The sequence below is a fragment of the Pantoea eucrina genome (assembly GCF_020079945.1).
In the GTDB taxonomy this organism is placed as follows: Bacteria; Pseudomonadota; Gammaproteobacteria; order Enterobacterales; family Enterobacteriaceae; genus Pantoea; species Pantoea eucrina.
In genome coordinates, this window is record NZ_CP083448.1 from 1,954,545 (window position 1) to 1,977,275 (window position 22,731).

Sequence of the window (22,731 nt, forward strand, 5' to 3'; positions counted from 1 at the left end):
TTGAACCCAAGCTTATACATTTTACAGGAATCACAGAAACTGACGAGGCTTTGAAATAATTCCAGTATTACTTCAAAAAATATGACAGCCAAGAAAATTGAATTTTGCTGATTTTTTCTGATTTTATACATCCAGCTCAATTACACAAGATTTCGTGCTGTTACTGTTTGCTTGTCAAGGATATTCCGCATAAATCAGTGTGATTAAAATTAACTAAAACCTTATCGACGCGATTCAATATTAAATTTCTTCTGTTGAGGTATTACCTAAGGTCACGGGGGTAATGACTCCAACTTACTGATAGTGTTTTATGTTCAGATAATGCCCGATGACCTTGTCATGCAGCTCCACCGATTTTGAGAACGACAGTGACTTCCGTCCCAGCCTTGCCAGATGTTGTCTCAGATTCAGGTTATGCCGCTCAATTCGCTGAGTGTAACGCTTGCTGATTACGTGCAGCTTTCCCTTCAGGCGGGATTCATACAGCGGCCAGCCATCCGTCATCCATACCACGACCTCAAAGGCCGACAGCAGGCTCAGAAGACGCTCCAGTGTGGCCAGAGTGCGTTCACCGAAGACGTGCGCCACAACCGTCCTCCGTATCCTGTCATACGCGTAAAACAGCCAGCGCTGACGTGATTTAGCACCGACGTAGCCCCACTGTTCGTCCATTTCAGCGCAGACAATCACATCACTGCCCGGCTGTATGCGCGAGGTTACCGACTGCGGCCTGAGTTTTTTAAGTGACGTAAAATCGTGTTGAGGCCAACGCCCATAATGCGGGCGGTTGCCCGGCATCCAACACCATTCATGGCCATATCAATGATTTTCTGGTGCGTACCGGGTTGAGAAGCGGTGTAAGTGAACTGCAGTTGCCATGTTTTACGGCAGTGAGAGCAGAGATAGCGCTGATGTCCGGCAGTGCTTTTGCCGTTACGCACCACCCCGTCAGTAGCTGAACAGGAGGGACAGCTGATAGAAACAGAAGCCACGGGAGCACCTCAAAAACACCATCATACACTAAATCAGTAAGTTGGCAGCATCACCCGTGAAATGTCACAACAAATTGAGCTGAATATCGGCAAGGATTTGCAGTTTATTCGCATTAACGGAACGCTGGTGGGTGGTTGTATTGGACTGCTGCTGTGGTTGATAACGCAGCTGCCCGCGCTGTGGCAATAGCGCAGCGCGGGCGGAGGGGATTACTTCTTCAGGCCGGACAGGCGATCTTTTTCAAGATCGGTTGTACCGGTCAGGCCATCTTTCTCAAGGCCGGTGGCGCCAGTTTGCTCCACTTCCACTTCCTGACGACGCACGGTATCTTTCACCGTTTCCACACGCTCTGAGGTTTCGTTACGTACGCCAACCTCTTCTTTGATGCGGGCAGTTTTACTCACCGTCGGCACTTCATGAGACTCTTCTACTTCAATGGTTTTTTCAGACCAGTCAACGTCGCTCAGGTAAGCTGGCTCGTCAACGGCGGTGCGGAACACATCTGCGTGCTGTTCAAACAGCGAGACATCTTCAGCCACTTCATCTTCAACGGTATAACGACGCAGGCGAACCACGCCATCGCTGACCTGACGTTTACCGATCGCTACTTCTTCTTCCGCCAGCTTCAGCGCTTCGCGGTTGTCGCTGCCGGTCACGGCTGCGCCGGTGCCAGCACGATTATAAGAAGCGGAATAATCAGATGAATATTGATCCAGCAGCGCTTCGATGCGGTCTGCATCGTCTTTCGGCGCGCGAACCGTCAGCAATACGCCGCCGCCCTGAATCGCTTTGTTATATTCTGTCGCGTAATCATCATCAACGTCATCGCCAAACAGGCGCTGCCAGAAACTCGGATGACGGATTTCTTTACCTTCTACGCGTAATCTTTCACCTGAAATAATATCAATATGATTTTCCGCGATACCTTCGGCAATCAGTTTCTCTTTAGCCGCTTCCGCCTGCTGTAGCTGATTAAAAGCAGTAACGATTTTTTCATGTGCCATATAATAGTATCCTCGTGCTTAGGTTTACGGTTAAGTATCTTCCTTGTTGATCTCTATCTCCTGGCTACGCAATGTTACTTTCTGCTGAAACTGTTCGGATTTCTTCAGCTTATGAATATGTAGCTCTTCCTTTAATACATGGCGCCGAATAATTTCTACCTGCTCTTCAATTACCGGCACAATTAACACATCGCCTTCCTGACGAACCTGGGGGAAATATCCTTCCTCAATCGGCTCATTCTTTTCAACGTGTGTTATCTCTACTTCTTCATGCCAAAGCTCTGTTTCCAGCAGCTTTTCTGATGTCGTCGTAGAGCGATTAATACGGATACGGCGGTCAACAACCCGTGTGGTGCTTACCTCCGCCTGCTCTTCTGCCAACGGAATGGCTTCATGCTGTTCCGCCTGTTGCTGTTGCGGCGCGATTTTCTTTTCCATTAATGCTCCTCCAAATATAGCGCCGTGTCAGAGTTTGCCTGAGTTATCTGGTTGTTTACCGATAACTTACCGTAATAGTTATAAAGCATAGACCAAACGGTGATTTATGAAATTATCGGCCTGCGCAAATTGTTAAGAAATGTAAATTCTGCTGACAGTGAACCATTAAATGGCCCTGATAATGGCGGTTTCGGTAATGACTCCAACTTACTGATAGTGTTTTATGTTCAGATAATGCCCGATGACCTTGTCATGCAGCTCCACCGATTTTGAGAACGACAGTGACTTCCGTCCCAGCCTTGCCAGATGTTGTCTCAGATTCAGGTTATGCCGCTCAATTCGCTGAGTGTAACGCTTGCTGATTACGTGCAGCTTTCCCTTCAGGCGGGATTCATACAGCGGCCAGCCATCCGTCATCCATACCACGACCTCAAAGGCCGACAGCAGGCTCAGAAGACGCTCCAGTGTGGCCAGAGTGCGTTCACCGAAGACGTGCGCCACAACCGTCCTCCGTATCCTGTCATACGCGTAAAACAGCCAGCGCTGACGTGATTTAGCACCGACGTAGCCCCACTGTTCGTCCATTTCAGCGCAGACAATCACATCACTGCCCGGCTGTATGCGCGAGGTTACCGACTGCGGCCTGAGTTTTTTAAGTGACGTAAAATCGTGTTGAGGCCAACGCCCATAATGCGGGCGGTTGCCCGGCATCCAACACCATTCATGGCCATATCAATGATTTTCTGGTGCGTACCGGGTTGAGAAGCGGTGTAAGTGAACTGCAGTTGCCATGTTTTACGGCAGTGAGAGCAGAGATAGCGCTGATGTCCGGCAGTGCTTTTGCCGTTACGCACCACCCCGTCAGTAGCTGAACAGGAGGGACAGCTGATAGAAACAGAAGCCACGGGAGCACCTCAAAAACACCATCATACACTAAATCAGTAAGTTGGCAGCATCACCGGACTGCCCTGGTTGGTGGCGGTTGACGGAGGAATTGTTCGAGGATACTGCTATTTGTCTCTATACCGGGAACGGTGCGCCTATCGCTTTACTCTGGAAGACTCTGTATATGTTGATGCCACGTATCAGGGGCGGGGCATTGGAAAAATGCTGCTATCCCGTGCAGTAGGATGGGCAGAAGCCCGTGGTTTTCGGCAACTTGTAGCGGTGGTGGGGAACAGTGAAAATACTGCCTCCCTTGCTCTTCACCGCGCTGCAGGCTTCAGCATCACTGGCACCCTCAGGTCTGTAGGATTCAAGCATGGGCGCTGGCTCGATACGGTTATCCTGCAGCGTACGCTCGGGCATGGCGACGCTACGCTTCCGGAAAGTACAGAATGACACAAGGATATCTGACAGGCCGCACCATTTTCTGCATCGGCATGACGCAGCTTATCAACTGGGGTATTACGTTCTACATGCCGGGTGTCTTCGGAGCCGCCATCATGGCGGAAACAGGCTGGTCTTCCGGTGAGACATTCTCCGGCCTGAGCGTTGCCATGCTCGTTATGGGGCTGGTTTCACCGCTTATCGGTCCCGTAATGGCCCGTACCGGTGGACGCACCCTGATGATGGCGGGAACTTTGGCTATAACCATCGGGTGTTTTCTGATGGCGTTTACCTATTCAACATTAGCGTGGGATGCCGTCTGGATCCTGACAGGCGCGGGCATGCGGCTTGCTCTGTATGACGCCGCTTTTGCCATGCTTGTGGAAACCGCAGGCGCAGAGGCTCGCAAGGCAATCTCTCTGGTCACCCTGCTGGGCGGTCTCGCGTCGGCCGCTTTCTGGCCTGCTGGCGCAGCGCTTCTTCACGTCACCGACTGGCGGCATGCCGTCATCATTTATGGCTGTGCGGGCCTGCTGAGCCTGTTTTTTTTAACTGCCGTTCCGGCAGGCAGTCGGGTAAAACTTCCCGTAACAGGGCGATCCGGCCATTCGGCTGACGCAACAGCAACATCAGAGGACACAAAAGCACTCATCAGCGGCCTGTGGTATGCCACTCTGATAGCGTTGATAAGCTTTGTCTCCACCGGCGTGTCCACACATTTTCCCCGGATACTGGCCTCTTATGGCGTGCCTGCTCTGGCTGGCATGCTGTGGGGAGTGGGGCAGTTAGGTGCCCGTCTGCTGGGTGTAGTTTCAGGTGCACGAATCTCCGCGATACGCCTGAACCTTATAACCGGTATCCTGCTTCCCCTCTGTTTTCTGACCGGCCTTGCAGGCAGCATTACTCCTGTGGCTACAGCCTTTTTCGTTCTGGGCTATGGGGCCGTAAACGGACTGAATACGATCGTGAAGGCCGTACTTCCTCTTGTGCTGTTTGATCCGCAGCAGTACGCCCGCAAAACAGGAATACTGTTGTCGCCGGCATTTTTTCTCGCGGCACTGGCTCCGTCTGCGTATGCCATACTGCTGGAGCGCTACGGTATACCCGGCACGCTGCTTTTTTCCTTCATCCTGACCCTGATCATTACGGCGATTTCTGTGGTCCTCTGGCAGCGTCATTCTGGCTCTGTTGTGCAGAACCGGGACCATGGAGCATCTACCCTTCACGAAAAAAATGTTTGACGGCTTCCATATTTCTATTATTCTGGAAATATAGTTAAAGGAGGCCGCATGGATTTACACACCGCAGCAAACGCACTTCGAGAACTGGGCCACCCGACACGTCTCCGCATATACCGGGAGCTGGTCAGGGCTGGTCATGAAGGCCTGCCGGTTGGCGAACTGCAGAAGCACCTTGAGATTCCTGCCTCCACGCTCAGCCATCATCTTTCAGCGCTGATGTCCGCTGGACTCATAAGCCAGGAACGGCAGAGTCGTACCTTGTTCTGCAGACCTTGCTATGCGCAGCTTGAGCAGCTGATGGCTTTTCTCACTGAAGAGTGCTGCGCCGGTGGCAGTAGCTGCAGCCTGTCTACCGAGATTTCCCATAAAGAGACTCCATTGTGAATAACGTGAATGATGCCCTGAACAATATCGATCTGACACTCCTGGATACGCCCCTTTCGGAAGAGAAATTAAAGGCCGAAGAGGTGGCGCATCCGCCCCGCATACTGATGCTCTACGGTTCGCTTCGGGAGCGCTCTTACAGCCGACTCACCACGGAAGAGGCCGCACGGCTGCTGACGGCCATGGGCGCGGAGGTGAAGTTATTCAATCCGTCCGGCCTGCCGCTGCCGGATGATGTACCTGAGACGCATCCGAAGGTCGCAGAGCTGCGCCAGCTAGTGCTCTGGTCTGAAGGGATGGTCTGGTGCTCTCCTGAGCGTCACGGTGCCATGACCGGCATCATGAAGACGCAGATTGACTGGATACCGCTGACGTCCGGGGCGGTCCGGCCCTCGCAGGGGAAAACCCTTGCTGTCATGCAGGTCAGCGGAGGCTCACAGTCTTTCAACGCCGTAAACCAGATGCGTATTCTTGGGCGCTGGATGCGGATGATCACTATCCCGAACCAGTCATCCGTTGCAAAAGCCTGGGCCGAGTTTGATGAGGACGGCCGCATGAAGCCTTCTCCGTATTATGACCGCATAGTGGACGTCATGGAGGAACTGATGAAGTTCACCCTGCTGACGCGCGGTCGTAGTGGTTATCTCACCGACCGCTACAGCGAAAGGAAGGAGAGTGCTGCGCAGCTCTCTGAGCGGGTAAACCAGCGCAGCATATAAAAAAGCCGGCATCTGCCGGCTTTTTCACATTTTCCCTGTCACAGCCAAGGGAAACATCAGTGGCTGACGCGATTCCCTTGCTCATCAATGACTGCTTCGCCGTCCTCTTTGGTAAACGCTCCCTTCTGCGGGTCCGGCAGTATGCCCAGAACCACTTCGGAGGGGCGGCAGAGCTTCGTTCCCAGCGGCGTCACCACCACCGGACGATTAATGAGGATCGGATGAGCCAGCATCGCATCGAGCAGTTCTTCATCGCTGAACCGGTCTTCAGCCAGGCCGAGCTGCTCGTAGGGATCGGTATTTTTACGCAGCAGGGCACGCACGCTAATGTCCATGTCCGTAATCAGCTTTTTCAGCTCGTCGCGCGACGGCGGTGTTTCCAGATACAGAATCACCGTGGGCTCGGTGCCGCTGTTGCGGATAAGCGCCAGGGTATTGCGGGACGTCCCGCAGGCCGGATTGTGATAAATGGTAATGTCAGTCATGAGCGTTACTCCATAAAGGCGCTGCACAGGCACAGCTCCGGGGTTAAGGTTAAACAGACAGGCGCAGGGCCAGCGCAGCCAGCGTCACAAACAGTACCGGCAGGGTCATCACGATGCCCACGCGGAAGTAGTAGCCCCAGCTGACGGTTATGTTTTTCTGTGCCAGGACGTGCAGCCACAGCAGGGTAGCGAGGCTACCGATAGGGGTGATTTTCGGACCGAGGTCGCAGCCGATGATGTTGGCGTAAATCATCGCCTCCTTCACCACGCCCTGAGCGGTGCTGCCGTCAATGGAGAGCGCGCCAACCAGCACGGTAGGCATGTTGTTCATGACTGATGAAAGCGCCGCCGTCAGAAAGCCGGTGCCGAGCGTTGCGCCCCAGACGCCATGCTCGGCAAACCGGTTCAGGGCGGCAGAAAGGTAATCAGTTAGCCCGGCATTGCGTAGTCCGTATACCACCAGGTACATGCCCAGCGAGAAGATAACGATCTGCCAGGGCGCACCTTTCAGTACCTTTCCGGTATCAATCACATTGCCTTTCCGGGCTACCAGCCAGAGAATAAACGCCGCCACCGCGGCCACAAGGCTGACCGGCACGCCGAGTGGTTCGAGGGCAAAGAAGCCGATCAGCAGCAGGATGAGAACAATCCAGCCGGTTTTAAAGGTACGCGCATCGCGAATGGCCTCACGCGGCGCCTTCAGCTTCGCCAGGTCGTAAGTGTCCGGGATGTCCCTGCGGAAAAACAGGTGCAGCATCACCAGCGTGGCGGCCACGGACGCGATATTCACCGGCACCATCACCGAGGCATACTCGCTGAAACCCAGTTTAAAGAAGTCTGCCGTGACGATGTTGACCAGGTTTGACACGATGAGCGGCAGGCTGGAGGTATCGGCGATAAACCCGGCCGCCATCACAAACGCCAGCGTGGCCCCGGGGCTGAAGCCCAGCGCCAGCAGCATGGCGATAACGATCGGCGTCAGAATTAGCGCGGCTCCGTCATTGGCAAACAGCGCCGCCACTGCCGCACCCAGCAGAACGATATACGTGAACAGCAGCCGGCCCCTGCCGCCTCCCCAGCGGGAAACGTGCAGCGCGGCCCATTCAAAAAAGCCGGACTCATCGAGCAGCAGGCTGATAATGATGACCGCAATAAACGTGGCCGTGGCGTTCCAGACAATCTGCCAGACCACCGGAATATCCCCGATTTGTACTACGCCGGTCAGCAGCGCCAGCGCGGCGCCGATAACGGCACTCCAGCCAATACTGAGTCCTTTCGGCTGCCAGATAACCAGTACCAGCGTCAGAATAAAAATCGCACCCGCCAGAAACATACCCTCTCCTTCTTAATTATAACTGCCCGTTGAAGCGGGCTGCTAACTGTACCCTGTAAATATATGCGTTTAATCGAATGTGTTTAGATAAAATTTTTACATGCAGACAGCTTTGCCGTTGGTGGTTGCGTTATCACGCTCAGCCTGCTGACTGAGATGAAGAATTTCATCCCGCTGACACAGATATGCCTGCTCAATGACCGCTGCTGCCCACGCAGGCATGTGTGGCGATAACCGGTAATGGATCCACTTGCCGTCGCGCCTGTCGATAAGCAGTCCACTCTCTCTGAGCAGGGCCAGGTGCCGCGATATTTTTGGCTGTGTTTCTTTCAGGATAGATACAAGCTCGCAGACGCAAAGCTCCCCTTTTTCGCGCAACAACAGCACCAGGCTGAGCCGGGTTTCGTCAGAAAGATTCTTAAAAAGTTGCAGGGGCAGAAGTGACGGCATAATTTCTCCTTCGTGGCGGACAGCAACAAGTCTCGTCTGCTGCAGACGAAAGGTCAACTTTATATTTATAAATTCATATATGTTTTGACGTGCTTACAGGCTTTTCAGTACAGCTTAATGAGGGAATAGCGGTTAAACGATATCACACAGATTTTAACGGCAGCACACTTTCAGCTGCCTTAATGGTCGGGCATGACGAAGTAACATCACAAAAAAAGCCTGTTTCTTTAGTGAACCGTTCTACTTATGGCAGAAAGCAGCATCAGTAAGAGTGGCTTCCGGCCAGATGACCTGCAGTGATAACCGGCACGATATCCTCAGGCTCTTCTGCCTGCTCCAGTTCGCGCAGAATACCGCAGTCCCGTGTTGCCCGGTTGGCATTGCAGTGGCTGTGGAGCTCAAATAGTTGTTTTTCCAGCATATTTAGTTCACGAATACGGGCCTGAACGTGGTTCAGATGTTCATTTATCAGGGCATTAACCGTACCGCAGTCTGCGTCTGGCTGGCTGCGCGCCTGCAGCAACACCCGGATTTCTTCATGGGTCATATCGAGCGCCCGGCAGCGCCGGATAAACATAAGCCTTTCGAGATGTGCGCTATCGTAATGGCGGTAGTTATTAGTCTGGTCCCGCAATGCGGCCTGCAGAAGCCCCTCTCGCTCATAATAACGTACCGTCTCTACAGGACATCCCGCCTGGCGGGCCAGTTCACCAATTTTCATATCACACCTCTTCTGAGCTTGACCCTGTAGTTACATCAGGGTCTTTAATGCCAGTATACGTTATGAACGGGATAAAAAAATGAGTGACTGCTGCAGTAATAAAAAATGTGGATCAGCCGCAACCGGAGAGGAGGCGTCTGTTAAAAATACCGCCACTGCCCCGACTGAGGCTTCAGGGAAAATGCCACCAAAAACGACTCAGACCACACCGGCCTGTTGCAGCACCGGGAGCTGCTGCTCAACGGACGGCCTGAGCCAGATGTCCGAACCGGTTGCAGAGCTTCCCCGCAACGATGACGTTCAGACGCGTCTGCGCATCATGCAGATGGACTGCCCGACGGAGGAGACGCTCCTCCGAAAAAAACTGGCAAAATTACCTGCCGTCAGCAATCTTGAATTCAATCTGATACAGAGGGTGCTTACCGTGACCCATACACCGCAGGCGCTGGAACCGGTTCTGCAGGCGGTGCGCTCGCTGGGTTTTGACCCGGAACCGATTGATAAAGCAATGCAGCCTGAAGGCAGCTGCTGCTCAGGCCGTGAGGCGGAAAATACCGGCGGTTCCTGCTGCTCGCCTGCCCCTGTCACATTCGGTGAGCTGCAGACGCAGCAGGTGACCGCTGACGGGGTGCGTACCAGTATCAGGATCATGCAGATGGACTGCCCGGTTGAAGAGGGCATGATCCGTAAAAAGCTGGACGGCATGTCAGCCGTCAAGGAACTGGATTTCAATCTTATGCAGCGTGTACTGACGGTGGTTCACGCACCGGATACGCTGGAGCCGGTTCTGGCCGCCATTCGTTCTCTGGGCTTTGAACCTGAACTTCCTGACAGTAATGGCCGGCACGCGGTCACTGAGGAAAAGAAAAAACACTGGTGGCCGCTCGCGCTTGCCGGTGTGGCGGCAATCGCCGCCGAAGCCATGCACTGGGCGGGCATGCCGGAATGGCTGGAAGCGGCTCTTGCTCTGGCTGCCGTTGCGGCCTGTGGCCTGTCCACGTACAAAAAAGGCTGGATTGCTCTTCGCAACGGCAACCTGAATATCAACGCCCTGATGAGTATTGCCGTCACCGGGGCGCTGGCGCTCGGACAGTGGCCTGAAGCCGCCATGGTAATGGTGCTGTTCACGATTGCGGAACTGATTGAAGCGAAATCTCTTGATCGCGCCCGCAATGCCATCGGCTCTCTGATGAAGCTGACGCCTGAAACGGCCACGGTTCAGCAACCGGACGGCTCCTGGAAAGAAACTGAGGCCAGGTCTGTATCCCTTAACAGCGTGGTCAGGGTAAAACCGGGCGAGCGTATCGCTCTCGACGGCACGGTGGTCCGGGGCAGGACCGCCATTAATCAGGCACCTATTACCGGCGAAAGTCTGCCGGTGGATAAAGGGGAAGGTGACCCGGTCTTCGCCGGGACGGTCAACGGCTCCGGTGGCTTTGAGTACCGTGTAACGGCCGCTGCCGGAAATACCACGCTGGCGCGTATCATTCATGCCGTGGAGGAAGCGCAGGGGGCAAAAGCCCCTACGCAGCGCTTTGTTGATCGCTTTGCACAAATTTATACCCCTGTGGTGTTTGCTATTGCCGTCGCAGTTGCCGTTCTCCCACCGCTGATTGCAGGTGAAAGCTGGCAGGAGTGGATTTACAAGGCGCTGGTGATGCTGGTTATCGCCTGCCCCTGTGCGCTGGTCATTTCCACGCCAGTGACCATTGTCAGTGGCCTGACGGCAGCAGCCCGCCGGGGGATATTGATCAAGGGCGGCGTTTATCTTGAAGAAGGCCGAAAGCTGAAGTGGCTGGCGCTCGACAAGACCGGCACCCTGACGCACGGTAAGCCGGTACAGACGGATGCGATTATCTATACCGGGGTGGCAGAAGATGAGGGGCGCAGTCTGGCTGTGAGCCTGGCAGGTTACTCCGATCATCCGGTTTCGCAGGCTGTATCGGCGGCATCAGATGGCATTCAGCGTTATGAAGTGGAAAACTTTGAGGCTCTGCCAGGCCGCGGCGTGCGCGGCGTCATCAACGGTCAAACCTACAGTCTGGGCAATCTGAGGCTGGCTGAAGAAACGGTGCGCTGTCCGGAAGCGGTCAGGGCTGCACTAACGGAACTGGAGACCGGGGGTAAAACGGTCATCATCCTCTGTGACACTCATCAGGTGCTAGGGCTGTTTGCGGTGGCTGATACGGTGAAGGAAAGCAGCCGCGAGGCGATAAGTCAGTTGCATAGTCTGGGTGTTAAAACGCTCATGCTGACCGGAGACAATGCGCACACTGCGCAGGCCATTGCCGGTCAGGTTGGTATCGATGAGGCGCGGGGGGATCAACTGCCGGAAGATAAACTGCGTGCTGTAGAAACATTTACGGCGCAGGGCACGACCGGCATGGTGGGCGACGGCATCAATGATGCACCGGCGCTGGCCCGCGCCGATATCGGCTTTGCCATGGGTGCAATGGGCACGGATACCGCCATCGAGACTGCCGATGTGGCCCTCATGGATGATGATTTGCGTAAAATTCCGGCTTTTGTCCGACTCTCCCGGCAGACGTATAACATTCTGGTTCAGAATATCGTTATGGCTATTGGGATCAAGGCAGTGTTCCTGGCCCTGACCATTGCAGGTATGGGGACCATGTGGATGGCCGTATTCGCGGATGTGGGGGCAAGCCTGCTTGTCGTGGCAAACGGTCTGCGCCTGTTGCGTAAGTAACCTGTCTGGCTGCTCTTCCGGTAAAGACAGGCACCTGAAAATAGCCGCTAATCTGCACTCCGATAAAGGAAGAGAGTATGAAACCGCGTAACATGATTTTATTGCTGATGCTCGCAGTCGTGTTTCCGGCAACGGCTGCGCAGGCAGTACACGGAAACCATGCCGGAATGTCACCGTCTTCTGAGGCCTATATGGACGGCATGAATAATATGCACGAAGGAATGATAAAGGCCGTACAGGACCCGGATGCAGACAGGGCATTTGCCAGGAGCATGATTGAACATCACAAAGGAGCCATTGCCATGGCCGAAACGGAACTCCGTTATGGTAAATCACCGGCAATGCGGAAGATGGCTGAAAGCATTATCAGCGCCTAGAAAGAAGAAATACGGCAGATGGAAGTATGGCTCAGTAAATAAGCTCTTTTTTATTACTTTCGTTACGGCGTAGCAGCTCCTTACTACGCCGTCCTTCACACACATAAAGTGAATTCCGGTCAGGGCCTGCTACAGAATACGTGGGATATCTGTTTTCATAAGAGCGGCGTTCAGTTTTTCCACATCACCTTCTATTACTTCTTTCTCATCGGGCGTCAGTGGCACTTCTTCAAGATAATGTTTTACCGATGCCTTACTTTCCAGTAACAGTCCTCTTGCACTTCTCTTTGGCAGATTAAAATCACATCCGATGCATGCCATACGGTGCGGGCAACTGCTCCAGAAGGGATTAGTACAGAAAGAGTCGCCCAGATCATAATATGTCGCAGGTCCCGTGAGGCTGGTTGCTGCGGGGTCATGATCAATCAGCACGCTTATCATGTGCGCTACCCGGTCAGCTTTAACAAAAGAGGCAGCAAGCTGCGTCGGGCGTATTCGAATATAATGCATGGTGGATTGCGGCGAAGAGTGTCCTGACCACTGCATCAGCTCGTATAAAGACATGCCCTGAGGAACACTGGCCAGGGCAGTTACGGCCGATGCGCGTCCCCTGTGGCTGGTAATGGGGCCCCGGCTGTCTTCCTCAGGCACTCCTGCCCGGGCACAGAGAACCGGAATAACGGTGCGGTTTATTATGTCTCTTCCCACCGGTTTGCCCCGGTACTGAAACAGAAAACGGACTTTTTCACCGGTGCGTTCATCCGTCAGAGCTGCCTGTTCTTCTGGTCGTTCTGCCAGCCAGATATCGACATACTTTTTCACCACTGCAGAAACCGGCTTAACAAAGGCTTTAGATGTCTTGCCGGCCGGCACGTTCAGATAGCAAAGAGTCCCGGCAGGAATGGTACTGCCGTCGTCCCGGTTAATATCTTCCGATTGTGGAATGATGCAGCCAGCGGTCAGGCGCATCAGCTCATTCTGACGCAGCCCTGCATGCGTCCAGATGACTGCCATAGCCTGCAGCATAGAGAGGGGGTAGTGAATTTCACTGAGCAAATCTTCCTGACGCAGATTCAGGCTTGCCCAGACCAGTTTCAGCCATACAGGATCATCAATAACACGCGGATTGACGCCCTGACGAAAGAGCGGTGTATCAGGTGTGGAGAGATGGCGGGCCGGACTGAATTTCAGACGTCCCCATCCCCAGAGTTCGTAGTCAAACATAAAACGACGAACGGCATACACGAAACCGGCACGGGAATTTGGCAGCATGGGCTCTCCGGAACGTGGAGAGCGGCGCACCCCACGTTCTGTACCCAGTGAAAGTTCATCAACCTTCATTCTTCCGATTGCAGCAATGAAGCTGGCGCAGATCTCCATTGTCCAGTCGGACGGCGAGCGAATTTCCGGATGCTCGCGGGCGAGCCACAGACCGCAGCGGAGGATAAAGCTGTACTGGCTCTCTCTGGACCGGGGCCGAAGCACCGACGTTTCTCTCCAGCGCCGGCACCACGTTACCCACTCTGTGGCAATATTTTCTGTGGGTTTTTCGTGCCACTCACGGTAATTGCGCATACGTACGGCACTTTTGAGGATGCCCATTGCGGCCAGCGCATGTGAAACTCTGCCTACTGTTCGTGCGATTCCCCGATCGTGATAATTCTGCGCGCGCCACAGGAGTTCAGTTGTGAAGCTTTCAAGCTCAGGATTATTGTTCATCATCATCAGTATGCCCAGCAGGGCTGACAGGGCGTTTTTCTGGTTCTGTCGTTTGTATCCCAGCGAGACAAGCGTATCAGTCAGCCGGTTGAGTTCCTGAATGAAAATGTCCCGGCCATAGATGGCACAGGCGTACAACGACGGAGCACCATGATGCGGCAGGTCGAACGGTGAGGGAAACGGGCCAAGATGGAAGGCAAATGCCGCAATAAGGGGCCTGCCGGAACGGTGCTGCAGGCACAACGTCAGCCACTTTTCCGAATCCCACAGCCAGCAGGGTTTCCTTGTCCGGTGTATTTCCGCCAGCACGACAGGAATGATAATCCTGACGAGTCTGTCACTCGTACCGCTGCGGGCGGCAATATCCTGAAGTGGCCGCAGTAAAGATGACAGCGGACCTTGCTTGCTCAAAGCAGAGATACGTTTGTGCCCTGTGCTTAATGCCTCAAGCTCTTCAATGCTTAACACATTATTCAGCTGATAATCTGAACGCCTGAAGGGGACATAAATTTTATGAATTCCTGTTTCTGCTTTCATCACACGGCTCCCGCCTGAAAGATAAGCCCTGCAATCTTACGGTCGGTTTCAGCGACGGCAGCAGCCATGCGGGCAGCCATATCCGTTCCCGACAGATGAATATAAATTTGTGTTGTACGTGGGTCCCTGTGCCCTGCATAAGTAGCCAGTTCATGCAGTTTCCATCCGGCCCGTGCCAGATGCGTCAGCCGGAGGTGACGAAAAGTATGCGTGGTGATGTCTGGCTGATCAGTCTCTGCCGCCCATTTCCGTACGGTTTTACTCCAGCTCCAGAAAGAGAGAGGAGCGCCGTAATTACGGTCAGAGACGGAACGGAACAAAGCACCGCCTGACCAGCCTTCCAGCCGTAGCTGTTGGAAATGGTTTGCCAGTACCGGCGCAACGTCGGCGCTATAGCAGACCATTCTTTCCCGTCTGTTTTTCGTCGTTTCTGCCCGGATGCGTATCAGGCGATGAGCCAGGTCAATGTCCTCAAGCCTCAGAGCCGTCACTTCAGTACGTCGGAGCGCCCCATAATAAGCCAGAGCAAGCATCAGTCGGTCACGCAGAGGCGCTGCAGAAACGTGTTTCAGGAACCTGAGCCACTCCCCGTCATCGGGAATAACGGGGAGTCGGTTGATACGTGGGATCAGGCCGCGTCCGGTATAAATGGCACCAGGCAAACCCGAACGGGGTAACGGGTTGAGACTGCAAATATCCTGATAAACCAGAAAGTCATACCAGAGACGAAGAGCTGAAAGGCGCAACTGGAGCGTGGCGCTTGCAACGGACGACGGCATATCAGGGAGCTGAGGTCGGATATATCCTGCAATGTCTTCAAAGGAAGCTCTTTCAGGAGCAATGTCGTGTATTTCACAGAAGGCAAAAAAATGCGTCAGGGCACTTCGATAGGCTTTAATAGTTGCGCTGGCTCTTCCTAAATTCGAAAGAATTGTAAGCCACTGCTCAGTCAGCAGAAGAGCAGATGCGGAATGCATGGAAGTGTTCACGGCCTTCCCCTTTCAGTTCATAACAACTGATTAAAGTTTATACCGAAGATGTTGCATTCCATTTAACTTACTAGAGCGCATAGTTCGAGCTGAACACCCGCACATTGTGCCGCGTCAGTTCATCTTTCATTTTAAAATAGGGCGCGCCCATTTTGATGCCAAGCTTTCTGGCCTCAGCCGACCGGGCGATCACGCAACCATCGTTGTTACTCAGCACCACAACCGGCTCGCCTTTCAAATCTGGCCGGAATATCTTTTCACACGACGCATAGAACGCGTTAACGTCCACCAACGCAAACATCTATGTGCCTATCGTCTTGATAGCGTGTCTGACCACACCAAAAATCTCAAACTGATCGGCGTCCTCAATTGCAATAATCGCGTGCGCCGCATTCATGGGTCTGAGATGCAGGAACGGGCGCAGCATAAGCTGCTTAACCGTAAATTCGCCACAGACCGAAGCGACTACCACATCACCGTGTCCGGCTTTGATTGAGCTGTCTACCACCAGCATATCGCCGTCGTTGATGCCCCCTTCAATCATTGAGTCACCGCTGACCTTAATGAAATATGTCGCGCTGGGATGCTGCACCAGCAGCCGGTTCAGGTCGATTCGCTGCTCAACGTAATCCTGAGCCGGTGAAGGAAAACCGCACGGAACGCGGCTGACGTAAAGCGGTAATTCAAGGATGGCGCGGATGTCCGCCGGGTGTAAAAGCTCCATATCCATGGTCTCAAAATGATTACTGTATATAAATACAGTAATAGCAGATCCCGTAAACGATCAAGCAAATACGCCTGATGTTTTTGTAAAGCCTGAGCGGATAAGACAAATTGAGTGAATTACAGGCGTTAATCGATGAATGTTCACGCAGCTGGCTATCTGGCGCGCAGGCAGAATCATAAAATAAGCGCAGTGCTGAAAAAATTATTAACGTATTCACAATTTGCATAATCGGATATTTTTTCCAGGCTTAACAGGTAACCCTGATGACTAAGGAGAAGATATGCCGGATCAATACAAACAGTGCATTGAAGCCTGCTACCTGTGTGCAGCCGCCTGCGATAACTGTGCCGCTTCATGCCTTGAAGAGGAAAATCTGGAGATGATGCGCGAGTGCATCCGCATGGATATGCAGTGCGCGAATATCTGTCGTCTCGCGGCACAATTTATGACGCTGAAGAGCGAATTTGCACCCGCGCTCTGCCAGCTTTGTGCAGAGATCTGCCAGAAATGCGGCGATGAGTGCGGCCAGCATCAGCACGATCACTGCCAGGCATGCGCAAAAGCGTGTCATCACTGTGCAGAGCTGTGCCGTCAGATGGCCGCGTAATCGCAAAGCCTGAAAACCCGCTTACCGGCGGGTTTTGGGCGCGCCTCACCACAACAACATTATTCAGCAACTCTCACGCTATCAGACAAGTTAGTCAGCAGCGGCCTTTGCTGACTGATGGCCGGTATTCTGTGCGCTACCCTTTATAAGTGATTCTCTAATGTAGATTCGTTCATTTTTGATGAAAGAGCTTTTAGCCGGCAAATATTGCAGATATTTAACCGGGCTTTTTTGTATTTGGCATCTTCGGTAAAACTGAATCAGTTATCTGCTCTTAACCGCGTGCCGTGCAGGACATTAAAACGTTAATATAATCATCCTCGTCATCTTTCTGTCCCAGACTGACAGTGTGAATAACATTTTCTCGCTTCACTGCGCCGCTCTTTATTGCCCCCTGTAGATCTGACGTAATTTGCTATCCTATTCAATTTTTAATCACGCCTGATATATTCAGGAGCATAAGCTGCAACTCGGTAGAAAGCTGAAGCCCGGGTATGTCCCATCCTTGTCCTACCTTAGAACCATGCAACAAATAACCACATTTAAATTATATAGTTAACCTGACTAAACCTGCATATTCATAATATCGCTGTACGCACTCACCAGCTTGTTGCGTACCTGGATGCCCATCTGCATAGAGATAGAGGACTTCTGCAGATCAACCATGACGTCGTTGAGCTGCACGCCAGGTTTACCGAGCTCAAAATCCTGCGCCTGCGCGCGGGCGGTAGTCTGGGTTTCACTGATCTTATCGAGCGCCGCTTTCATGGTGGCACCAAAATCGAGCTGGCTGGAAGAGTGAGTATCCTTGCCGGCCGCCTGCAGTGAGGTCATCTGCAGCTGCTGCAGTACGCCATCTATTGCCTGAATTGACATCTTTATACCTCGCAGAAAAAGGGAGTGAATTTTTTACGCCTGCAAAGTTAGCACAGTGTCAATAGGACAAAGGCGCTAAATAGCCCCTAAAACCCCGGCTTATTCAGCCATCGAAGTGATGCGATTCATCAATAATGCCTGCCATAAGATTGGAATTTCATTTTTACCCTAAAGTTTTTGCGCCGCGGTCCGAAGGGGAACGCCCGTGCGGGGAGCTCACTCCGTCAGCTACCGCCGGCACTCTGCAGGCCAGCAGCGCAAATACCGGGTAGACGTATCAGGGAGTCTGTTTTGTTACCACAACTTACCCGGTCAATTATGTCAGGCAGGAATCGGTCATGAATGCGAGTGCAGCCGCTACACAGGAATCAGCAAAGAAAGGCATGTCAGACCTTTTCGCCCGCCTGCGCGCTAATCCGCGAATTCCCTTAATCATCGCCGCGGCCGCAGCCATTGCGGTTGTGCTGGCGCTGGTGCTCTGGGCCAAAGCGCCCGACTACCGCGTGCTCTATAACAACCTCTCTGATGAAGATGGTGGCGCCATTGTCACCCAGCTGACGCAGATGAACATCCCCTACCAGTTCGCCGAAAACGGCGGTGCCCTGATGGTGCCGGCCGATAAAGTGCATGAACTGCGCCTGCGCCTCGCGCAGCAGGGTCTGCCAAAAGGTGGATCGGTAGGTTTTGAGCTGATGGATAAAGAGAAGTTCGGTATCAGCCAGTTCAGCGAGCAGATCAACTACCAGCGTGCGCTGGAAGGTGAGCTGGCACGCACTATCGAAACACTGGGTCCGGTCAAGGGCGTGCGCGTGCATCTGGCGATGCCGAAACCTACCCTCTTCGTCCGCGAACAGAAAGCGCCGTCGGCTTCAGTGACGCTGACGCTGCAGCCAGGCCGGGCACTGGATGAAGGTCAGATCCAGGCGATTCAGCATATGGTCTCCAGCAGCGTCGCGGGCCTGCCGCCAGGCAACGTCACCGTGGTCGATCAGACCGGTCGTCTGCTGACCCGCTCCGACAGCGAAGGACGCGATCTCAACGACGCCCAGCTGAAATATGCCGCTGAGGTTGAAGCGCGTTATCAGCAGCGTATTGAAGCGATCCTGAATCCGATTGTCGGCCAGGGTAACGTCCATGCACAGGTTACCGCGCAGATTAACTTCGACCGCAGCGAACAGACGGATGAGAAGTATCAGCCAAACGCCAATCCGAACAACTCGGCGGTGCGCTCGCGTCAGACCAGCACCAGCGATCAGAACGGCAGCGCCTATCCGGGTGGCGTGCCTGGTGCGCTCTCTAATCAGCCGGCGCCCGCTAACAACGCACCGGTGACGAATCCACCGCAGCAGAATGCGGCTAATGCCCAGAACAATGCGGCGCAGAATGCCGGTACCACTACCAGCAGCGCTGGCCAGAGCAGTGGCCCGAGCAGCTCCAGCCGTAATGATACGGTGAACTATGAGCTCGATCGCTCAATCCGCCACACCAAACTCAACGTTGGCGACGTGCAGCGTCTGTCGGTCGCCGTGGTCGTGAACTACCGCGATGACGGTAAAGGCAAAGCGGTCGCGCTGAACGATCAGCAGATCAAACAGATTGAAGATTTAACCCGCGAAGCGATGGGCTATTCACAGACGCGCGGCGACAGCATCAATGTGGTGAACTCGGTCTTCAATACCACCGAGCCTGCGGGTGGCGATCTGCCGTTCTGGCAGCAGCAGTCGTTCTTCGATCAGCTAATGAGTGCCGGTCGCTGGCTGCTGGTGGCGCTGGTCGCATTCATCCTCTACCGCAAGCTGGTGCGTCCGCAGCTGCTGCGCAAACGCGAAGTGGAACAGGCCGCTGCAGAAGCCGTTGCCGCCCGCGCCGCTGCGCAGGAAGAGCAAGCCGCTTACAGCGTGCAGATTAATAAAGATGAGCTGGATCAGGAGCGGAAGTCTTCTAACCGCATGAGTGCCGAAGTGATGAGTCAGCGCATCCGCGATATGTCTGAAAACGATCCGCGCGTCGTGGCGCTGGTTATCCGTGAATGGATGAGTAACGAACTATGAGTCTGACCGGTACAGAAAAAAGCGCCATCCTGATGATGACTATCGGTGAAGAGCGCGCAGCTGAAGTGTTCAAACACCTGAACCAGCGCGAAGTGCAGCACCTCAGCGCGGCGATGGCCAATATGAAGCAGATATCGCACAAGCAGCTGACGGAAGTCCTGCGCGAATTCGAGGCCGACGCTGAGCAGTTTGCGGCGCTGAGCCTGAACTCCAACGATTACCTGCGTTCGGTACTGGTCAAGGCGCTGGGCGAGGAGCGTGCCTCCAGCCTGCTGGAAGATATTCTGGAAACGCGCGAAACCACCAGCGGCATGGAAACGCTCAACTTTATGGAGCCGCAGGCGGCCGCCGATCTTATCCGCGACGAACATCCGCAGATTATCGCCACTATCCTGGTGCACCTGAAGCGTGGTCAGGCGGCCGATATTCTGGCGCTGTTTGATGAACGCCTGCGTCACGATGTGATGCTGCGCATCGCCACCTTTGGCGGCGTTCAGCCAGCGGCGCTGGCGGAGCTGACCGAAGTGCTGAACAGCCTGCTGGATGGCACCAACCTCAAGCGCGCGAAGATGGGCGGCGTGAGAACCGCGGCCGAGATTATCAACCTGATGAAAACGCAGCAGGAAGAGGCGGTCATCGAAGCCGTACGCGACTTCGACGGCGAGCTGGCGCAGAAAATCATCGACGAGATGTTCCTGTTCGAGAACCTGGTGGAAGTGGACGACCGCAGCATCCAGCGTCTGCTGCAGGAAGTGGAGTCCGAGCAGCTGCTGATTGCGCTGAAAGGTTCCGAGCAGCCGCTGCGCGAGAAGTTCCTCAAGAACATGTCTGCGCGTGCAGCCGATATTCTGCGCGACGACCTGGCCAACCGCGGTCCGGTACGTATGTCTGCGGTAGAGAACGAACAGAAAGCGATTCTGCTGGTAGTGCGCCGTCTGGCAGAAGCGGGCGAAATGGTCATCGGTGCCGGCGAGGAAACCTATGTCTGATGCATTTTCTGCCCGCCCGTGGCAGCGCTGGCTGCCTGACGATCTGGCTGCGCCGCTGAGCAGCGTGCCCGACCTGCCGCCTGCTGAACATGACGCTGACGCCGTGGCGTTCAGCGAAGAGGATGAGCAGCGGCAGCAGCTGGAGCGGATGCAGCAGCAGATGCGCAAAGATGCGCAGACGCAGGGCTACAGCGAAGGCTATCAGAAAGGATTTGCGGAAGCGCAGCAGAATGGCTACGACGCCGGCTTTCAGCAGGGTCTGGCTGACGCACAGCAGCAGCAGGCGCCGCTGCAGGCGCGCATGCAGCAGCTGGTGACGGAGTTCCACCATACGCTGGAAGCGCTGGATAGCGTCATCGCCTCACGGCTGATGCAGCTGGCGCTCGAGGCCGCCCGTACCGTTATCGGTCAGGCGACGCAGGTGGATGGCAGCGCCCTGCTGCGGCAAATCCAGCAGCTGATCCAGCAGGAGCCGATGTTCAGCGGCAAACCGCAGCTGCGCGTGCATCCGGACGATCTGCAGCGCGTGGAGCAGACGCTCGGCCCCACGCTGGATCTGCATGGCTGGCGGCTGCTGGCTGACAGCACGCTGCACCCCGGCGGCTGCAAGCTCAGCGCTGAGGATGGCGATCTCGACGCCAGCGTGGCCACCCGCTGGCAGGAGCTGTGCCGCCTGGCGGCACCGGGAGCACTCTGATGACGTCTCGCCTGTCGCGCTGGCTTGGCGCACTCGACTCTTTTGAACAGCGTATCAGCCAGGTGCAGTCCGTACGGCGCTATGGGCGCCTGACGCGGGCCACCGGCCTGGTGCTGGAAGCGACCGGGCTGCAGCTGCCGCTGGGCGCAACCTGCATTATCGAACGCCATGATAATGGCCATATCACTGAAGTAGAGAGTGAAGTGGTGGGTTTTAACGGACAAAAGCTGTTTCTGATGCCGCTGGAAGAAGTTGACGGCATTTTACCCGGCGCTCGCGTCTATGCGCGAATGAACGGCGATCACAGCGGCAAACAGCTGCTGCTGGGACCGGAGCTGCTGGGTCGCGTGCTGGACGGCAGCGGCAAGCCGCTGGATGGACTGCCCGCACCGGAAACCGGCTATCGCGCACCGCTGATCACCCCGCACTTTAACCCGCTGCAGCGCACGCCTATTCATGACGTGCTCGACACCGGGGTGCGTGCCATTAACGCCCTGCTGACGGTGGGACGCGGTCAGCGTATGGGCCTGTTTGCCGGTTCCGGCGTGGGCAAATCGGTGCTGCTCGGCATGATGGCGCGCTATACCAAAGCCGATGTCATTGTGGTTGGCCTGATTGGCGAGCGCGGCCGCGAAGTTAAAGAGTTTATCGAAAACATTCTGGGTGCCGAAGGCCGCGCCCGCTCGGTGGTGATCGCCGCGCCGGCCGATGTCTCTCCGCTGCTGCGCATGCAGGGTGCCGCCTACGCCACGCGCATTGCGGAAGATTTCCGCGATCGCGGTCAGCACGTGCTGCTGATCATGGACTCGCTGACGCGCTATGCGATGGCGCAGCGTGAAATTGCGCTGGCCATTGGTGAGCCACCGGCAACCAAAGGTTATCCCCCTTCCGTATTCGCCAAGCTGCCGGCGCTGGTGGAACGGGCGGGTAATGGCATCGACGGCGGCGGTTCAATCACGGCGTTTTACACCGTACTGACCGAGGGTGACGACCAGCAGGATCCGATCGCTGACTCCGCGCGCGCCATTCTGGACGGCCACATCGTTCTGTCGCGCCGGCTGGCGGAAGCGGGCCACTACCCGGCAATCGATATCGAAGCGTCAATCAGTCGCGTAATGACGTCGCTGATTGATGAAACGCATTACGCCCGGGTGCGGCAGTTTAAGCAGCTGCTGTCAAGCTATCAGCGTAACCGCGATCTGGTGAGCGTCGGCGCCTATGCCGCCGGCAGCGATCCGATGCTGGATCGGGCCATTACGCTCTATCCGCAGATGGAAGCGTTTCTGCATCAGGGAATTTTTGAACGCAGTGAATACGATGACGCCTGCCTGCACCTGCAGACGCTGTTTGGTTAA

22 protein-coding genes and 3 pseudogenes are annotated in these 22,731 nt (G+C 54.8%); 12 read left to right on the top strand and 13 right to left on the bottom strand.

Going from position 1 to position 22,731, the window contains the following annotated elements; genetic code table 11:
• Positions 1 to 294: 294 nt before the first annotated feature.
• Positions 295 to 992, bottom strand: a protein-coding gene (locus LAC65_RS09250; protein ID WP_223429336.1) for an IS1 family transposase whose coding sequence is annotated in 2 segments (ribosomal slippage) — positions 295 to 743 and positions 743 to 992 — 699 coding nt in all. Because the reading frame shifts where the segments join, the coding sequence is not laid out codon by codon here.
• A gap of 55 nt (positions 993 to 1,047) precedes the next feature.
• Between LAC65_RS09250 and LAC65_RS09255 the strand changes: the two are divergent.
• Positions 1,048 to 1,182, top strand: a pseudogene (locus LAC65_RS09255) (DUF445 family protein); the annotation flags it as partial.
• Between the two features lie 20 nt (positions 1,183 to 1,202).
• Here the strand turns inward: LAC65_RS09255 and LAC65_RS09260 are convergent.
• The 3 genes from LAC65_RS09260 to LAC65_RS09270 form a co-directional block, all read right to left on the bottom strand.
• Complete coding sequence (locus tag LAC65_RS09260; RefSeq protein WP_203025791.1) at positions 1,203 to 1,997, bottom strand: YsnF/AvaK domain-containing protein; 795 nt, start codon at positions 1,995 to 1,997, stop codon at positions 1,203 to 1,205.
• 30 nt (positions 1,998 to 2,027) lie between these two features.
• Positions 2,028 to 2,435, bottom strand: a complete 408-nt coding sequence (locus LAC65_RS09265; RefSeq protein ID WP_203025790.1) for a DUF2382 domain-containing protein — start codon at positions 2,433 to 2,435, stop codon at positions 2,028 to 2,030.
• A 207-nt stretch (positions 2,436 to 2,642) separates the two neighbouring features.
• Positions 2,643 to 3,340 (bottom strand): IS1 family transposase gene (locus tag LAC65_RS09270; RefSeq protein ID WP_223429336.1). Its coding sequence is split into 2 segments (ribosomal slippage): positions 2,643 to 3,091 and positions 3,091 to 3,340, totalling 699 coding nucleotides; the frame shifts between segments, so codons are not numbered across the junction.
• 55 nt (positions 3,341 to 3,395) lie between these two features.
• Here LAC65_RS09270 and LAC65_RS09275 point away from each other — a divergent pair.
• The 4 genes and pseudogenes from LAC65_RS09275 to arsH all read left to right on the top strand — a co-directional run.
• Positions 3,396 to 3,776: pseudogene (locus tag LAC65_RS09275) on the top strand (N-acetyltransferase family protein); the annotation flags it as partial.
• Positions 3,773 to 5,005 carry an MFS transporter gene (locus tag LAC65_RS09280; RefSeq protein WP_006785998.1) on the top strand — a complete coding sequence of 411 codons (1,233 nt, stop codon included), beginning with the start codon at positions 3,773 to 3,775 and terminating at the stop codon, positions 5,003 to 5,005. The pseudogene LAC65_RS09275 and the gene LAC65_RS09280, both read left to right, overlap by 4 nt.
• Positions 5,006 to 5,053: 48 nt before the next feature.
• A complete protein-coding gene (locus tag LAC65_RS09285) occupies positions 5,054 to 5,389 on the top strand; it encodes an ArsR/SmtB family transcription factor (protein ID WP_006785996.1) in 336 nt (111 codons plus the stop codon).
• Complete coding sequence (arsH, locus tag LAC65_RS09290) at positions 5,386 to 6,108, top strand: arsenical resistance protein ArsH (RefSeq protein ID WP_006785995.1); 723 nt, start codon at positions 5,386 to 5,388, stop codon at positions 6,106 to 6,108. Before LAC65_RS09285 ends, arsH begins: the two co-directional genes overlap by 4 nt.
• A gap of 56 nt (positions 6,109 to 6,164) precedes the next feature.
• On the opposite strand, the gene arsC is transcribed toward arsH, so the two are convergent.
• From arsC to cadR, 4 genes are all read right to left on the bottom strand, one after another.
• Positions 6,165 to 6,593: a glutaredoxin-dependent arsenate reductase gene (gene arsC / locus LAC65_RS09295; RefSeq protein WP_006785993.1), complete on the bottom strand. Its 429-nt coding sequence runs from the start codon at positions 6,591 to 6,593 to the stop codon at positions 6,165 to 6,167.
• Positions 6,594 to 6,642: 49 nt separating this feature from the next.
• The gene (locus tag LAC65_RS09300; RefSeq protein ID WP_006785992.1) at positions 6,643 to 7,926 is read right to left on the bottom strand and encodes an arsenic transporter; all 1,284 of its coding nucleotides are present in this window, start codon (positions 7,924 to 7,926) and stop codon (positions 6,643 to 6,645) included.
• A 96-nt stretch (positions 7,927 to 8,022) separates the two neighbouring features.
• Entirely contained in the window at positions 8,023 to 8,376 is a 354-nt protein-coding gene (locus tag LAC65_RS09305) for a metalloregulator ArsR/SmtB family transcription factor (protein ID WP_006785991.1), read from the bottom strand.
• A gap of 262 nt (positions 8,377 to 8,638) precedes the next feature.
• Positions 8,639 to 9,097 carry a Cd(II)/Pb(II)-responsive transcriptional regulator gene (gene cadR, locus LAC65_RS09310; protein WP_006785990.1) on the bottom strand — a complete coding sequence of 153 codons (459 nt, stop codon included), beginning with the start codon at positions 9,095 to 9,097 and terminating at the stop codon, positions 8,639 to 8,641.
• A 259-nt stretch (positions 9,098 to 9,356) separates the two neighbouring features.
• Between cadR and LAC65_RS09315 the strand changes: the two genes are divergently transcribed.
• Positions 9,357 to 11,807: a heavy metal translocating P-type ATPase gene (locus tag LAC65_RS09315; protein WP_039385104.1), complete on the top strand. Its 2,451-nt coding sequence runs from the start codon at positions 9,357 to 9,359 to the stop codon at positions 11,805 to 11,807.
• A gap of 77 nt (positions 11,808 to 11,884) precedes the next feature.
• The gene (locus tag LAC65_RS09320) at positions 11,885 to 12,184 is read left to right on the top strand and encodes a DUF305 domain-containing protein (RefSeq protein WP_006785988.1); all 300 of its coding nucleotides are present in this window, start codon (positions 11,885 to 11,887) and stop codon (positions 12,182 to 12,184) included.
• Positions 12,185 to 12,313: 129 nt separating this feature from the next.
• Here the strand turns inward: LAC65_RS09320 and LAC65_RS09325 are convergent, their stop codons facing one another.
• The 4 genes and pseudogenes from LAC65_RS09325 to umuD all read right to left on the bottom strand — a co-directional run bounded on the left by LAC65_RS09325 (position 12,314) and on the right by umuD (position 16,153).
• On the bottom strand, positions 12,314 to 14,440 hold the full coding sequence (locus LAC65_RS09325; protein WP_180552766.1) for a tyrosine-type recombinase/integrase: 2,127 nt from the start codon (positions 14,438 to 14,440) through the stop codon (positions 12,314 to 12,316).
• Positions 14,440 to 15,417: a tyrosine-type recombinase/integrase gene (locus tag LAC65_RS09330; RefSeq protein WP_039385107.1), complete on the bottom strand. Its 978-nt coding sequence runs from the start codon at positions 15,415 to 15,417 to the stop codon at positions 14,440 to 14,442. Before LAC65_RS09330 ends, LAC65_RS09325 begins: the two co-directional genes overlap by 1 nt.
• 85 nt (positions 15,418 to 15,502) lie before the next feature.
• Positions 15,503 to 15,730 (bottom strand): annotated as a pseudogene (locus LAC65_RS09335) (Y-family DNA polymerase); the annotation flags it as partial.
• The gene (gene umuD / locus LAC65_RS09340; protein WP_039385114.1) at positions 15,731 to 16,153 is read right to left on the bottom strand and encodes a translesion error-prone DNA polymerase V autoproteolytic subunit; all 423 of its coding nucleotides are present in this window, start codon (positions 16,151 to 16,153) and stop codon (positions 15,731 to 15,733) included. It abuts the pseudogene before it with no gap.
• Between the two features lie 283 nt (positions 16,154 to 16,436).
• Between umuD and LAC65_RS09345 the strand changes: the two genes are divergently transcribed.
• Entirely contained in the window at positions 16,437 to 16,763 is a 327-nt protein-coding gene (locus tag LAC65_RS09345; RefSeq protein WP_039385116.1) for a four-helix bundle copper-binding protein, read from the top strand.
• 564 nt (positions 16,764 to 17,327) lie between these two features.
• Here the strand turns inward: LAC65_RS09345 and fliE are convergent.
• A complete protein-coding gene (gene fliE / locus LAC65_RS09350; protein WP_039385118.1) occupies positions 17,328 to 17,639 on the bottom strand; it encodes a flagellar hook-basal body complex protein FliE in 312 nt (103 codons plus the stop codon).
• Between the two features lie 338 nt (positions 17,640 to 17,977).
• Between fliE and fliF the strand changes: the two genes are divergently transcribed.
• The 4 genes from fliF to fliI are packed head-to-tail and all read left to right on the top strand — an operon-like array spanning position 17,978 to position 22,731.
• Entirely contained in the window at positions 17,978 to 19,690 is a 1,713-nt protein-coding gene (gene fliF, locus LAC65_RS09355; RefSeq protein ID WP_203025549.1) for a flagellar basal-body MS-ring/collar protein FliF, read from the top strand.
• Complete coding sequence (gene fliG / locus LAC65_RS09360; RefSeq protein ID WP_039385125.1) at positions 19,687 to 20,679, top strand: flagellar motor switch protein FliG; 993 nt, start codon at positions 19,687 to 19,689, stop codon at positions 20,677 to 20,679. The genes fliF and fliG overlap by 4 nt, the downstream gene beginning before the upstream one ends.
• A complete protein-coding gene (gene fliH / locus LAC65_RS09365) occupies positions 20,672 to 21,376 on the top strand; it encodes a flagellar assembly protein FliH (protein WP_039385128.1) in 705 nt (234 codons plus the stop codon). Before fliG ends, fliH begins: the two co-directional genes overlap by 8 nt.
• Complete coding sequence (gene fliI, locus LAC65_RS09370; RefSeq protein ID WP_039385131.1) at positions 21,376 to 22,731, top strand: flagellar protein export ATPase FliI; 1,356 nt, start codon at positions 21,376 to 21,378, stop codon at positions 22,729 to 22,731. The genes fliH and fliI overlap by 1 nt, the downstream gene beginning before the upstream one ends.